Annotated in this window: 13 protein-coding genes and 1 other RNA gene; 13 read left to right on the top strand and 1 reads right to left on the bottom strand. The window is 32.2% G+C overall.

Features of this window, described 5'->3' with window-relative positions:
• The first annotated feature begins 139 nt into the window (after positions 1-139).
• From hemZ to SYNTR_RS02570, 8 genes are all read left to right on the top strand, one after another.
• Positions 140-1621: a coproporphyrinogen dehydrogenase HemZ gene (gene hemZ / locus SYNTR_RS02535; RefSeq protein WP_156203046.1), complete on the top strand. Its 1482-nt coding sequence runs from the start codon at positions 140-142 to the stop codon at positions 1619-1621.
• A 34-nt stretch (positions 1622-1655) separates the two neighbouring features.
• Positions 1656-2912, top strand: a complete 1257-nt coding sequence (gene hisS, locus SYNTR_RS02540; RefSeq protein WP_156203047.1) for a histidine--tRNA ligase — start codon at positions 1656-1658, stop codon at positions 2910-2912.
• A 22-nt stretch (positions 2913-2934) separates the two neighbouring features.
• Positions 2935-4695 carry an aspartate--tRNA ligase gene (gene aspS, locus SYNTR_RS02545; RefSeq protein WP_156203048.1) on the top strand — a complete coding sequence of 587 codons (1761 nt, stop codon included), beginning with the start codon at positions 2935-2937 and terminating at the stop codon, positions 4693-4695.
• A 115-nt stretch (positions 4696-4810) separates the two neighbouring features.
• Positions 4811-4986, top strand: a non-coding RNA gene (gene ssrS, locus SYNTR_RS02550) — 6S RNA.
• Positions 4987-5004: 18 nt separating this feature from the next.
• Positions 5005-5706, top strand: coding sequence for a tRNA threonylcarbamoyladenosine dehydratase (locus SYNTR_RS02555; protein ID WP_243140222.1), 702 nt, complete (start codon positions 5005-5007; stop codon positions 5704-5706).
• Positions 5707-5757: 51 nt separating this feature from the next.
• Positions 5758-6429: an endonuclease III domain-containing protein gene (locus tag SYNTR_RS02560; protein ID WP_197079164.1), complete on the top strand. Its 672-nt coding sequence runs from the start codon at positions 5758-5760 to the stop codon at positions 6427-6429.
• Between the two features lie 16 nt (positions 6430-6445).
• Positions 6446-7744, top strand: coding sequence for a phenylacetate--CoA ligase family protein (locus tag SYNTR_RS02565; protein WP_243140223.1), 1299 nt, complete (start codon positions 6446-6448; stop codon positions 7742-7744).
• Between the two features lie 14 nt (positions 7745-7758).
• A complete protein-coding gene (locus SYNTR_RS02570) occupies positions 7759-8187 on the top strand; it encodes an ACT domain-containing protein (protein ID WP_156203050.1) in 429 nt (142 codons plus the stop codon).
• Positions 8188-8382: 195 nt separating this feature from the next.
• On the opposite strand, the gene glnA is transcribed toward SYNTR_RS02570, so the two are convergent.
• The gene (gene glnA, locus SYNTR_RS02575; RefSeq protein WP_420885504.1) at positions 8383-9708 is read right to left on the bottom strand and encodes a type I glutamate--ammonia ligase; all 1326 of its coding nucleotides are present in this window, start codon (positions 9706-9708) and stop codon (positions 8383-8385) included.
• Positions 9709-10019: 311 nt separating this feature from the next.
• On the opposite strand from glnA, the gene SYNTR_RS02580 reads away from it, so the two are divergent.
• The 5 genes from SYNTR_RS02580 to SYNTR_RS02600 all read left to right on the top strand — a co-directional run bounded on the left by SYNTR_RS02580 (position 10020) and on the right by SYNTR_RS02600 (position 15377).
• Entirely contained in the window at positions 10020-11063 is a 1044-nt protein-coding gene (locus tag SYNTR_RS02580) for a PHP domain-containing protein (protein WP_156203051.1), read from the top strand.
• 307 nt (positions 11064-11370) lie between these two features.
• Positions 11371-11802, top strand: a complete 432-nt coding sequence (gene mraZ, locus SYNTR_RS02585) for a division/cell wall cluster transcriptional repressor MraZ (RefSeq protein ID WP_156203052.1) — start codon at positions 11371-11373, stop codon at positions 11800-11802.
• Between the two features lie 2 nt (positions 11803-11804).
• Positions 11805-12731: a 16S rRNA (cytosine(1402)-N(4))-methyltransferase RsmH gene (gene rsmH, locus SYNTR_RS02590; RefSeq protein ID WP_156203053.1), complete on the top strand. Its 927-nt coding sequence runs from the start codon at positions 11805-11807 to the stop codon at positions 12729-12731.
• A 28-nt stretch (positions 12732-12759) separates the two neighbouring features.
• Positions 12760-13242, top strand: a complete 483-nt coding sequence (locus SYNTR_RS02595; RefSeq protein ID WP_156203054.1) for an FtsB/FtsL family cell division protein — start codon at positions 12760-12762, stop codon at positions 13240-13242.
• Positions 13243-13262: 20 nt separating this feature from the next.
• Positions 13263-15377, top strand: coding sequence for a stage V sporulation protein D (locus SYNTR_RS02600; protein ID WP_156203055.1), 2115 nt, complete (start codon positions 13263-13265; stop codon positions 15375-15377).
• Positions 15378-15407: the final 30 nt, after the last annotated feature.

Genomic DNA, 15407 nt, shown 5'->3' on the forward strand with positions numbered 1-15407 from the left:
AAATCTCTATAAAAATATAATACTTCACAAATATCGACATTAAAAGCATAATGTTAATTTTGTTATTACCAAGTATGTGTAATTAGCTTGTATTTTAGGATAAAATACTAAATATAAACAATAAGAACGGAAGTGCTTTATGAATATTTTTTGTTTTTTGAATCCTAGCAAATTATATAATTATATACACGACTTATTGAGACTAGCTTATCCAAATGCAACTATTTACATAGATAATACAAACCAATCAGATATAATAGTAACTATTAAAGTTATATCTACTGATGAATTAATTATTATAGAAGGGGGGATTGACTCCTTAGATAAAAAAACAAACTTAAGAAAAGAGTTTAATATAAAGGTGTCTGACCAAGCTAGTAATCAAATTAGAAAGTTTACTAGACTATTTACATATGAGCTATTAAGTAAACATCTAAATAAAGAACTGAGTTCATATGGCATTTTAACGGGTATAAGGCCAATTAAAATAATACATAGGCTATTAGATAAAGGTTATACAAAAAATGAAATAAGAAATGAAATGAATTCAGAATATAGAGTCAAAAAAGAAAAAACTGACTTACTTTTAACGGTAGCATTAAATAATCGGGAATACTTATTAAGTTCTGATGATACAAGAAGATATATAAGTGTTTATATAGGCATACCTTATTGTCCTTCAAGATGCTATTATTGTTCATTTCCTGGTGCAGTCCTTAAAAATTATGAAACAGATATTCCTCCCTTTTTGTCTAGTTTGGTTAAAGAAATTCAGGCAATCAGTAATGTTATAAAAGAAAAGAACATTGCTGTACAAAACATATATTTAGGGGGAGGAACTCCTACTATATTAAATGAAGAAGATATGGTTAGTTTATTGAAAACCATAAAGGACAAGCTAGTTAGTAAAGCTACTACTGAGATAACAGTTGAAGCTGGAAGACCTGATACCATAAGTTTAAATAAGCTAAAAATATTAAAGGAATATGGGGTTGAAAGAATCTGCATTAATCCACAAACGATGAAAGCGGATACTCTTAAAATTATAGGTAGAAATCATGATATTTCTCAATTTAAAAAAGTTATAGAATGGGCAAAAAAAATAGGCTTTAAACAAATAAATACAGACTTGATAGTGGGATTTGAGCAAGAAAATATTGATGATAATATTTTAACATTACATAAGGTTTTAGAGTTTGAGCCAGAGAATATAACCGTTCACACTCTTGCTACAAAAAAAGGTTCTTTGCTAATGGAAAAAGAAGGAAAACGAAATGTTTTAGATAAAGTAGATATTATAAAAAAAACAATAGATAAGATAAACTCAATTTTAATTAAAAATCGTTACGAACCTTATTATTTATATCGTCAAAAATTTATGTATGCAAACATGGAGAACGTAGGATATTCTTTATCAGGAAATTATTGTAATTACAACATTCAAGTAATGGAAGAACGACAGACAATTCTTGGTTTAGGCGGAGGTGCTTCAAGCAAGTTTATTAATCCAGATGATTTTACATTAGTGTCTATATATAATCCTAAGAATCCTAATGCTTACATAAAATCGGTTGAAGAGCTTATTAGACGCAAAGTTGACAAGCTAATGACCGTAAATTAGAATTATCCAAGGAATGTTTTAATGGAGGAAAATTATGAAAATACAAGCTCCTAGAGGTACATATGATATTTTACCTGAAGAATCCTGGAAATGGCAGTACGTTGAGCAAGTTATTAAGGAAACTGCTGAATTATTTGGCTACAAAGAAGTAAGAACACCTATATTTGAGCACACTGAATTATTTGAACGTGGGGTAGGAGAGAGTACAGATATAGTTGCTAAAGAGATGTATACATTTACAGATAAAGCTGAACGAAGTATAACCCTACGCCCAGAAGGAACAGCTTCATGTGTTCGTTCGTTCGTTGAAAATCGCTTATTCGGTGGGGTTTTACCTATAAAATGGTATTATTTTGGCCCAATGTTTCGTTATGACAGACCACAAACAGGGAGATATAGGCAATTTTATCAATTTGGTGTAGAGGCATTTGGAAGTGATAGTCCGTTACTAGATGTTGAGATAATATTACTTCTTGTAGAAATTTTAACTAAATTAGAGCTTACTGATTATGAATTACACATTAATTCGGTAGGATGTCTAGAATGTCGAACAGTATATCGTCAAAAGCTGATAGATTACATTACACCTATAAGCAAAAAGCTTTGTAAAGACTGTAATAGTAGATATGACAATAACCCATTACGAGTGCTTGATTGTAAAAATGACACTTGTAAGCAAGCAATAGAAGGCTTTCCTATTTTATATAATAGTTTGTGTAATAATTGTACTAATCATTATCAAAGTGTTTTAAGTGTACTTAAGGATAATGAAATATCTTTTGTGCACGATGATAACCTTGTACGTGGCTTAGATTACTATACCAATACTGCATTTGAAGTACATTTAAAAAGTATAGGGGCTCAAAGTGCTATTGGTGGTGGCGGCAGATACGATAATTTAGTAGCACAATGTGGTGGCCCAGACACCCCTGGAATAGGATTTGCAATTGGTATGGAAAGATTATTGCTTGCATTAGATGATAAAGTCAATTTAAATAAAGATAGTTTAGACACATTTGTAGTGGTTATGGATAAATCTTTTGAGTTATATGCAACAAACTTATTAAATAAATTAAGGCGTGAAAATATAAAGGCTGATATAGATTATAACAATCGTAGTGCCAAAGCTCAGATGAAATATGCCCATAAATTAGGTGCTAAAACCACTATTTTTATAGGAGAAGAAGAAATAAAAACAGAAAAATTTACAATTAGAAACATGAAGACTAAAGATCAAGTTCAAGCAAACATTAGTGAATTAATATCAACAGTAAAAAACATTATTAGCTAGCTATTTAAGGAGGAAATAATTGATGAAAAGGACTCATAATGCAACAGATATTGATGTTAGTAATATTGAACAGGAAGTAATACTTAGTGGATGGGTTGATACCAGGAGAGATCATGGTGGTCTTATATTTATAGATTTACGTGACCGCTCAGGTATTATTCAAATTGTTTTTAGTCCAGATGTAAATCTAGAGGCATTTCACTTAGCAGAACAAGTAAGAGGAGAATATGTTGTTGCAGTAAGAGGAAAAGTTTCTAAGCGCCCTCAAGATACTGAAAACCCAAGCTTAAAGACAGGTGAAGTAGAGGTTTATGTAGAGGAAATGGAATTATTAAATGCTGCTAAAACCCCACCCTTTTACATAGAAGACAATGTGGAAGTTGATGAATTACTTAAGTTAAAGTATAGATATCTAGATTTAAGAAGACCAGAGATGCAAAACAATTTAATGCTAAGACATCGTGTAATTAAAACCATGAGAGACTATCTTGACAATAAGGGTTTTGCCGAAATAGAAACACCCATTTTAACTAAAAGCACTCCTGAAGGTGCTAGAGATTATCTAGTTCCAAGTAGAGTAAATGCAGGTGAATTTTTTGCTCTTCCACAATCCCCTCAAATTTTTAAGCAAATTTTAATGGTTGCAGGTACTGAGAGGTACTTTCAAATAGCAAGATGTTTTAGAGATGAAGATTTAAGAGCTGATAGACAGCCTGAATTTACTCAACTAGATATGGAAATGTCTTTTATTGATGAAGAAGATATATTTACAATAGTTGAAGAAATGATGGCAAAGATTTTTGAAGAAGGTACTAATCAAGAAATTAAAACTCCATTTCCAAGAATAACTTATAATGAAGCTATCACCAAATATGGTTCAGATAGGCCTGATCTTAGATTTGGACTAGAAATTTTAGATTTAACAGAATTAGTTCAAGATGTAGAATTTAAAGTGTTTGCTAGTGCTATAAAATCTGGAGGAGTAGTAAGAGCACTAAATGCTAAGAAATGTGGTTCATTTTCTAGAAAAGAAATTGATGATTTGACAAACATAGCAATAGAAAATGGTGCTAAAGGAATGGCTTGGATAGTTGTAGGTGAAAATGAACTAAAATCTCCTATAATAAAGTTTTTTGAAGAAGAAAAATTACAGTCTATTCTTAAGGAATTAGAAGCAGAGCCAGGAGATTTACTATTATTCAGTGCGGATTCTGAAGATATTGTTGCTAAGGTTTTAGGTGTGATTAGGTTAGAGCTTGCAAAGAGATTAGATATAATTGATAATAATAAACTTTCTTTTGCATGGATCACGGATTTCCCATTAGTGGAATATGATGCAGAAGAAAAAAGATATGTAGCAGTTCATCACCCATTTACTGCTCCAAAAGTCAATGATATTGAAGAAATGATAAATAACCCAGATAGTATTAAAGCAAGAGCTTATGATTTAGTATTAAATGGAATTGAAATTGGTGGAGGAAGTATAAGGATTCACAAACGAGATTGGCAGGAAAAAATGTTTGCACTTTTAGGGTTAACCCCTGAAGAGTCCCAAGAAAAATTTGGTTTTATGCTTGAGGCTTTCGAATATGGAACACCTCCACACGGAGGAATAGCTTTTGGTATAGATAGGTTGTTGATGCTTATGGCAAAACGTGATAGCATTCGTGATGTTATAGCATTTCCTAAAACGCAAAAAGCAACTTGTCCAATGACCGAAGCACCGTCTAATGTTAACTCTAAACAGTTAAGAGAGCTTTCAATAAAACTAAGAGAGCAATAGCTTACAATGGTTGATTTACCGGATAATGACAATTTAGTATCCTTGAAGATTAACCTAATCTATGATATGCTTTTCCTAGTAATAGTAAGAATATACAGTAAAAAGAAAATAGAGCTAACCCCTGCTGTGTACGTGAATAGCCTTTAAGTTTTTTCCAACACCAACAATAAGGGAGCTTGGACTCTGCATATGGCGTGTAAGCCCATCAAATGGGACACACTAAGTATGCAGGAGAGCACCCACCTGCAAGAGCGGGTTTAAACTTTGGCTTCACGGCTCGGTGGGGCTTTTTTTATGGAGGAAGAAAGTATGGAAGCATTTAAGAGGACTAAGCTACTAATTGGTCAAGATGGCTTAGATATATTAAAGCAATCCTCAGTTTTGATAGTTGGATTAGGAGGAGTAGGGTCTTATGCAACTGAGGCTATAGTTAGATGTGGTGTAGGAAATATTACAATAGTTGACTATGACTACATACAACAAAGCAATCTTAACAGGCAAATACCTGCTTTAACCTCAACAGTTGGAAAACTAAAAACAGAAGTTATGGCAAATAGAATTTTAGATATTAACCCATTTGTAAATTTAAAAGTTATAAATGATTCATACAACGAAAAAACAAGTAAAGATATCTTAACACGATACGACTATACTATAGATGCTATTGATTCTTTACCTGATAAAATACATCTTATTAAAACTTGTATAAACAAAAACCAACCAATCGTAAGCAGTATGGGAATGGCTAACAGGTTAGATCCATTAAAACTCAAAGTTGAAGATATATCAAAAACATCCTGTTGTCCTATGGCAAGAAAAATCAGAAAAGAGTTAAGGATCTTAGGGGTTGAAAAAGGTCTTAAAGTAGTATTCTCCGAAGAAATCCCTGAAAAATTAAAGGAAGAAGATAGTGATACAAAATTAGGTAGTATATCATTTGTACCATCTACAGCAGGATTAATTTTAGCAAGTGTAGCAATTAATAATATATTAGCAAATGGTGAACTATAAAAGAGCTTGTTGAAACATGAAAGGACAGGCACTATATTGAAAGGATTATGTATGTTATCAAATAATGAAAAGTTATTAATGCAAATATATAATTCATTATTAGGGCATTTTGGCCCTCAAGAATGGTGGCCTGCTGAGTCTAAATTAGAAATAATTATTGGTGCAATCCTTACTCAAGCAGTAGCATGGAGAAATGTTGAAAAAGCAATTAATAACTTAAAAAATAAAAATTTAATTGATGCACACAAGTTATTAGATATAGAAGAAGAGGAACTAGCTTTATTAATAAAACCTGCATTATACAATTATCAAAAAGCAAAAAAAATAAAAGTATTTATGAACTATTTAATTGACAATTATGACGGAAATTTAGATTTAATGTTTAATAACTCTTTGCACAAATTACGTAATGAATTATTATCAATATGGGGAATTGGTGAAGAAACTGCAGACTCTATTCTTTTATATGCTGGTAATTATCCAATATTTGTTGTTGATGCATATACAAAAAGGATTTTTTACCGAGTTAGTTTAACAAGTGAAAAAATATCTTATAAAGAAATGCAACAATTTCTACAGCAAAATTTACAACCAAGTGTTGAAGTATATAATGAGTATCATGCATTAATAGTTTCACTAGGTGCAGTTTATTGCAAAAAGAAAAATCCTTTATGTAACAGTTGTCCAATTATTAAAAATTGCAAATTTCAGAAGGGAAAATAAAGAAGGAGGTAGAAAATTGTATTGGGATAAAGAAAAAGAATGTATGCCTCAAGAAGAATTAAAAAATTTACAGCTTAGACGTTTAAAAGAAATAGTTTATCGTGTTTATGCATTTGTTCCTGCTTATAAGGAAAAAATGGATGAAGTAGGCATAAGACCAGATGATATCAATAGTTTAGAAGACTTAAAAAAATTACCCTTTACTAACAAACAGGATTTACGGGATAATTATCCATTTAACCTTTTTGCCATCCCTATGTCAGATGTAGTTAGAATTCACTCTTCATCAGGTACCACTGGAAAACCAACAGTAGTTGGATATTCAAAACGAGATATTGAAATATGGGCAGAATTAATGGCAAGGGCTTTGTGTAGTGCTGGTGCTTCTAAACACTCTGTAATACATAATGCATATGGATATGGACTTTTTACAGGTGGTTTAGGTGTACATTATGGTGCAGAGAGGTTAGGTGCATCTGTTATTCCAACTTCGGGTGGGAATACCAAAAGACAAATATTGCTAATGCAAGATTTTGGTTCAACAGTATTAACATGTACTCCATCATACGCTTTGTTTATGCATGAGGTTATTGAAGAAATGGGAATAAAACCTTCTGATTTAAAGCTTAAAGCTGGTATATTTGGTGCTGAACCTTGGTCTGAAAATATGAGAAGAGAAATAGAAACTAAGCTAGAAATAGATGCATATGATATATATGGTCTAAGTGAAATTATTGGTCCAGGTGTGGCCATTGAGTGTCCATGTAAAAATGGACTACATATAGCAGAGGATCATTTCATTGCAGAAATTATTGACCCGATTACCGAAGAAGTTCTACCAGATGGCGCTCAAGGAGAATTAGTAATAACTACTATAACCAAAGAAGCCTTACCAATAATAAGATATAGGACTAGAGATCTTACAGCATTACAAAGAGATAAATGTGAATGTGGAAGAACTCATGTTAGAATGCAAAAAGTTTTAGGGCGATCTGATGATATGGTAATAATACGTGGTGTTAATATTTTTCCTTCTATGATAGAAAGTGTTTTATTGAATATACCAGGGGTAGAACCACATTATCAATTAATAGTTGATAGAATAGGTAATTTAGATGTTTTAGAAGTTCAAGTTGAAGTATCTGAAAAAATATTTAGTGATGAAATTAGGAAGCTTGAAGGACTAAGAAAAACTTTAACTGCAGAATTAGAAAGTGCGTTAGGAATAGGAGTGAAAGTTCGCTTAGTCGAACCTAGGACAATAGAGAGAAGTGAAGGTAAAGCAAAAAGAGTTATTGATAAGCGTGAATTTTAAGGAGGGCTAATTTTATGGCTAAACAAATATCAGTATTTCTTGAGAATAAGGCAGGTAGATTATCACATGTAACTAGAGTATTAGGTGATGCAAAAATTAATATTAGAGCATTATCTATTGCGGATACCTCAGACTTTGGAATCTTACGTATAATAGTAAGTGATCCTGATAGAGCATATAAAATACTAAAAGAAGCTGGTTTCACAGTTAGTGAAACAGAGGTTATTGCTGTACAAATACCTGACTCACCAGGAGGGCTTGCTACAGTACTAGAACAAATGTCTGAAGCAAATTTAAATATTGAATATCTGTATGCTTTTTTAGGAACATCTGAAAATAATGCATTAGTTATTTTTAAAGTGGAAGATATAGAGCAAGCCATGCAAACATTTAAAGAAAAACAGATTAAGTTTTTAGATGAGAACCAATTATATACTTTGTAGGTAGTAAGTTTTTCTAAACAAAATTGATTCTGCTGCAAAAAGTAACTACAAAAAAATTTAAGGCTGAGTAAACATGTTTACTCAGCCGATTCCATAGTCTAAGTTTAGCTTTTCGCAGTGAAACTAAAATTATATAAAAAAGTTAGCAGATGAAAATATCTGCTAACTTTTTTGTTATGATTAATATTAAATAAATTAATATTTCTTTAGATATTTAGTAATTTCCCAAGTATGGACTTCATCACTAAATTCTTTCCATTCTGTTTTTTTAGCTTCAATAAACTTTGAACTAACATGAGAGCCAAGAGCCTCTAAAATAAGTTCATCTTTTTCTAAAGCTTCTATTGCTTCAAGCATAGTTCTAGGTAAAAATTTTACTCCTGCTTTAATTTGGTCTTTAATACTCATATCATATGCATTTTTATCTATGGGTTCTGCAGGATTAGATTTATCTTTTATACCTTGAATACCAGCTTTAATCATTACTGTGAAAAGTAGATAAGGATTACTAGTAGCATCTGGACTTCTTAATTCCATACGAGTTCCCAATCCTCTTCCAGCAGGAATACGAATTAATGTACTGCGGTTAGCTGTTGACCAACCTATATTTACAGGAGCTTCAAAACCAGGAACAAGTCTTTTATAGGAATTAACAGTTGGATTAGCTAAAGCTGTTATAGCTGGTGCATGCTTTAGTATTCCTCCAATATAATATTTAGCAGTTTCACTTAACTCTAAAGGATCATTTGGGTCATAAAAGATGTTTTCCTCACCTTTAAATAATGACTGATGGCAATGCATTGCCGATCCTTGTGTGTCCCGAAAAGGCTTGGGCATAAAAGTTGCATAAAGTTCGTGCTTTTGAGCAATGTTTTTTACAACATATTTAAAAGTACAGAAGTTATCTGCTGTTCTTAAAGCTTCATCATATTTAAAATCAATTTCATGTTGTCCTGGAGAAGCTTCATGATGTGATGCTTCAATTTCAAATCCTAAATCACGTAATGCCAGTATCATTTCACGACGTGCTCTTTCCCCTCTATCAATTGGGGAGAGATCAAAGTAACCAGCCTCATCATGGATATCAAAGATTGGATTTAATTTATCATCTGTATAGAAAAGAAAAAACTCTCCTTCAGGTCCGATGTTAACTGTAAAGCCCATCTCTTTTGCTTCAGCAAGAACTTCTTTTAATCGACGTCTTGGACAACCTGAAAATGGATTTCCATTTGAATCATATATATCACAAATAAACCTTGCCACTCTATCTTCTTGTGGGCCCCATGGGAAAATATCAAAAGTATCTGGGTCTGGAACAATCAACATATCTGATTCTTCAACTCTTGCAAAACCATCAATACTTGAACCATCAAACATAATTTCCCCGTTTAAAGCCTTGTCGAGATCATCGGCCATTATAGTAACATTTTTTAAAATTCCAAAAATATCAGTAAACTGTAGCCTGATGAACTGAACATTTTCTCCTTTAATTTTTTTCTTAATTGAGTCTTCAATAGACAAAAAAAGCACCTTCCTTTTTTAAAATATATTTGTATTCTTAATAAAATTTCGTTTTTTAATATTATGATTCCTTTTATTAGTAAAAAATACGAAGAAATAATAAGTTTTTAATAAATATAAAAAGCATAATAGAAATATATTAAAATGTAGGGGTAATTTAAGGTGTTAACCTAATATTTAACAATATATAGATAAATAGTTTGTTATATTATTATTGATAATAGATTAGAATTTTATTTGGCTTATTTTTAGCATAACGAATTTCATCAAAAAATATTATAATAACAAGATAAAAATAAGAGGAGAATACTATGTTTGAATATCAAGGAAATATCCATATACATTCTAAGTATAGTGATGGAGAAGGCACAATAAAAGAAATAGCTAAAGCTGCAAATAATGCTAGCCTAGATTTTATAGTTATAACAGATCATTTCAACTTAGATGGACTAAAAAACAATCAAGAAGGATATGTGAATCATGTTTTAGTATTAGTAGGTATGGAATGCAATGATACAGCTAATCATTACCTAGCACTTAATATAGATAAAGTAATCCCAAACAATGTAGATAAACCTCAAAAAGTAATTGATGAAGTTAATGCACAAAAAGGTATTGGAATAATAGCACACCCAATTGAGAAAGGTTCCCATTTATATGAAAATAACAAAACATATGAATGGAAAGACTGGAATGTAAACAATTTTCAAGGTATTGAGGTGTGGAATTATTTATCCCAATGGCGTGATGGCATAAACAATATATTTAAAGCAATATACTTATATTTTTACCCTCATGCAGCCTTAAAGGGACCTTATAAAGAAATAATGAAAATATATGATGAGTTCCAAAAAAAAGGGAGCGAAGTTTGCTTATATGGAGGGTCAGATGCTCATGGAACAACTGTTAAAATAGGACCAGTAAAACTAACCATTTCAGATTACGAATTTAGTTTTAAATGTATTAATACACATATACTGACTACCAAAAAACTAAGGCGTAATTTAGCTGAAGATAAATTATTAATATATGAAGCACTTAAAAATGGTTCGTCATGGATTAGCTATGATTACTTTAAAAATAGTAGTGGATTTCGTTTTAAATTAAATGCGTTAGAAAAAACATGGTATATGGGGGAAAAAGCAAAATATGAAAAAAACATGTATATAACAGTTAAAACCCCTTATAAAGCGAAAGTCAATATCTTGAAAGATGGCGAAATTGTGCATGTCAGCAAAGGCAAAAAGCATATATATAATAATATAACACCGGGGACATACCGAGTAGAATGCTATCACAAGCATTTACTAGGATATCGCCCATGGATTTATAGCAACTCGATTAGAGTATATTAGGTATAATATATCAGGGGGAACAGCCCCCATGATATACCCTTAACATTAGGACCTTAAGACTATACTTTGAATAGGATATTATCATCATTTTTGCAAGCAATTTTTTGGGACCTTGAAGCAAATTATTGCCCGAAAGCTTGGACTTTCGGTGTTTAAATAAGTAACAATATGTAAAAAAATGAAATATATTTTTGTTTTTTATTCCCTTCATAAAGAAGGGTTTTTTTTTTCTTGGTAGAATAAAGTGGTGTATAGTGGAGAGAAGTGGGGTAAAATACCTCGAATTAATAGTTAAGGGGAAGAACATATGTTCTTGGGTGAATATCAGCATTCATTGGATGTGAAAAATAGAATTACTGTTCCATCTAAGTTTAGAGAAGGGTTAGGAGTTAAATTCGTAGCAACAAAGGGACTTGATAACTGTATTTTTTTATATCCAATGGATGAATGGAAGGTGATTGAGGAAAAACTTAGGTCTTTACCTGTTACAAGATCTGATGTTAGATCCTTTGCGCGCTTTTTCTTTTCTGGTGCTTCAGAGCTAGAAGTTGATAAACAGGGAAGAACTGTATTGCCTCCAAATTTAAGGGAATATGCTGGTATTCAAAAAGAACTAGTAATTATAGGTGTAGGATCAAGGGTTGAGATTTGGTCAGCTGATAAATGGGAAGACTATAATAGTGAAGCACAATCTTCTTATGAAGATATTGCTGAGAGCTTAGAAGATTTAGGTATATAGGAGTGAATGTTTTGCATAAACCAGTATTGCTAGATGAGACCATTTCTTACTTAGTTACTGATCCACAAGGCATTTATGTAGATTGCACATTGGGTGGTGGAGGGCATTTAAATCAAATGGCTAAAATGCTAAAACCTTCTGGAAAAATTATAGCAATAGATAAAGATTTAGATATTATAAATAAAACAAAAAAGAATATAAGCTTTTCTAATGTAGAATACATACACTCAGATTTTAGGTATCTAGACCGAATCTTAGGAAATGAATATTTATGCCAAATTAATGGAATTATGATGGACCTAGGTGTTTCTTCCTTTCAACTTGATGAAGCAGATAGAGGATTTAGCTATCATGAAAACGCTAGACTAGATATGCGAATGAATAGAACCCAAGAATTAACAGCTTGGGATATAATTAACAACTTTGAAGAACAAGATATAAGTAAAATTATATTTGAGTATGGTGAAGAAAGATATGCTCGTAAAATCGCAAGGGCAATTGTTAATAAAAGAAAGGAACAACTAATAAATACAACACTTGAATTAGTAGATATTATAAGATCAGCAGTTCCCGCAAAATATAGGCATGATAAGCATCCGGCACGAAGGACATTTCAAGCTCTAAGAATTGCAGTTAATGCTGAATTAGATGCTTTGAAAGATACTCTTCCTCAAGCAATTAACTATCTTAAGCCGGGTGGAAGATTGTGTGTAATTACTTTTCATTCGTTAGAAGATAGATTAGTAAAAAAATTCTTTAAGGAAGAGTCAATAGAATGTATATGTCCACCCGATTTTCCTATATGTAAATGTGAACAAAAACCAAGGTTAAAAATTATTACAAGAAAACCGATAGTACCTGATGAAAAAGAATGTGAAGAAAATTCTCGGGCTAGAAGTGCTAAACTTCGAGTGGCCAGCAAAATTTAGTTCTAAAGGTAAGGGAGGAAGAATAGTAATGTTACAGGCAGGATACGATTATTCTAGGTTGCCAAATTACGATGATGAAACAAAAAAACGCAATAAAGTAAAGAAAATAAAACGTACATATAAAGTAGTTAATCCTGAAAGAAAATTTATTATAAAAATTGGTTGTTTAGCTTTTTTATATGCTTTGCTATTAGTATTTCTTTGTATAAAAAGTTCTACTTTAGGTTATCAAGTAGTTGAATTGGAAAATGAAGTACATCGTATCGAGACTGCCAATAATAGAATGAGTTTTGCTATATCTGAAAAAAGTTCTTTAGAAAGAATAGAAAAAATAGCTATGCAAGATATGGGAATGGTTAGAGCAGGATTTAGTTCAGAAATGGCTATACCTAAAACTCAGCATACTATTAATGTAGCTGAAATAGACAGTGAGGTAAAAGTAACGGCTGATAAAGAAAAGCCATTGGATAGGATAATAAACTCATTGTCATTCTTAGCTCAAAATAATTAAATTTAAAGAGGTGTAGATTAATGCAGACCACCAATCTGCTTGTGAGAAAGCGTATTGCAGCGCTTTTTTTCTTGTTTTCAATAGGCTTTGTTATCTTAACCGGAAGGATTTTTTGGGTACAGTTTGTACGTGGTGCAGAATTATCTGAAATGGCTATACAAAACAGAATGCGTGATGTACCTGTAGAATCGAAAAGAGGAATAATATATGATAGAAGTGGTAATGAACTAGCTTTATCAATAAGTGCAGATTCGGTTTATGCTATTCCTGCAGAGGTTAGGTATTCAGAACAGCAAAAAGATATAGCTAGGCAAGTAGCTGCAGTTTTAAGTTTAGAAGAAGAAAAGGTTTATGAACGCATTACTAAACATAGCTCATTTGAGTGGGTGAAGCGAAAAATAGATGTGGAACAGGCTCAAGAATTGAGAGAGCTAAACCTTCCTGGAATTGGTTTAACTGAGGAAAGTAGGAGATTTTATCCCAAAGGTACACTTGCTAGTCATGTCTTAGGGATATCAGGTGCTGATAATACTGGTTTGGAAGGGGTAGATTTTGTTTATAATGATTTGGTAGGTGGGACTAAAGGTAGAATAGTAATAGAGCACGATGCAGCAAATAGGCCCATTCCTGAGGCTACGCATAGATATATTCCGCCTATTAATGGTGCAAACTTAGTTTTAACATTAGATGAAACAATACAATATATTACAGAGCGAGAACTTGATAAAGTATTTAGAGAGAAAAATGCTAAGGCTGCTACAGCTATAGTAATGGATGTTCAATCAGGAGAAATTCTTTCTATGGCTTCACGTCCTACGTTTGATCCTAATAATTATAGTGACTATCCAGATAGCAATAGAAGGAATTATGCTATTAATGATTCATATGAACCGGGATCTACTATGAAAATTACCACATCAGCAATGGTATTAGAAGAAAGTGTTGTAGGTTCTGATTCTAAATTTGTATGTAAAGGCAGTGTTAAAGTAGGAAGTGAAACAATTAGCTGTGCCAATCATAAAGCTCATGGTACGCAAACATTTGCAGAAGTTGTAGAAAATTCATGTAATGTTGGATTTGTAAATATAGGATTAGATTTAGGCTTAGAAAAATATTTTAAATATCTTAATGCTTTTGGTTTTGGAAAAACAACCGATATTGATCTTCCGGGAGAAGCAACAGGAATATTAGTGCCACAAAGCAGAGCTAAACAAATTGATTTAGCTACTATGTCCATGGGGCAAGCAAATGCAGTTACACCGTTACAATTAATCAGGGCTATGGCAGCAATAGCTAATGGAGGTCAATTAATTGAACCAAAAATTTTAAAAAAAGCAATTGATGCTGATGGTAATATATTAAGGGAACATGAACCTAATGTAGTAAGGAATATTATATCGGAAGAAACTTCTAAAGAGCTATCATTGATATTAGAAGGAGTAGTGGCTAATGGAACAGGAAGAAATGCTTATATAGATGGATATAGAGTAGCTGGAAAAACTGGTACAGCACAAAAGATAGCACCCGGTGGTGGATATCTTGCTAATGAGTATGTTGCTTCTTTTATAGGTTTTGCTCCAGCAAATGATCCTAAATTAGCTTGTATAGTAGTTGTAGATGCTCCGCAGGGATATCCATACTATGGAGGATGGGTAGCAGCCCCTGTTTTCAGAGAAATTATGCATGATTCACTCAGATACTTAGAGGTGCCAATTCAAGCTAAAGAAAGTGAAATAGATAATGAAAAAGAACAAAAAGTGATTGTACCAGATGTGGTGAATTTACCACTAGCAGAGGCTTCAAATATAATTCAATCACGTGGCTTAGAAGTAAAAGTAAAGGGTACTGGCAATATTGTATGGCAACAAACTCCTAATCCTAATACACAAATAACTAGTCAATCGCAAGTAATAATACATTTATCTCCATTTGAGAAGGATAATGAAAGTGGAGAAGTCACAGTTCCTGATTTACAAGGGAAATCAATGAAAGAGGTTGCAAAAATACTTTCTGATTTGGGGTTACACCTTGTTCCTGAGGGCTATGGTCTTACATATGATCAGTCTCCAAACCCCGGGAAAGTAATAACTAGGGGATCGACTATAAAAGTAAAATTTCAACCCGTTGATGAATGATTTACCTACTTTAATTATGATAGGAGGAAG

Origin of the sequence: Candidatus Syntrophocurvum alkaliphilum, from assembly GCF_009734445.1 — a bacterium.
GTDB classification, from domain to species: domain Bacteria; phylum Bacillota; class Syntrophomonadia; order Syntrophomonadales; family Syntrophomonadaceae; genus Syntrophocurvum; species Syntrophocurvum alkaliphilum.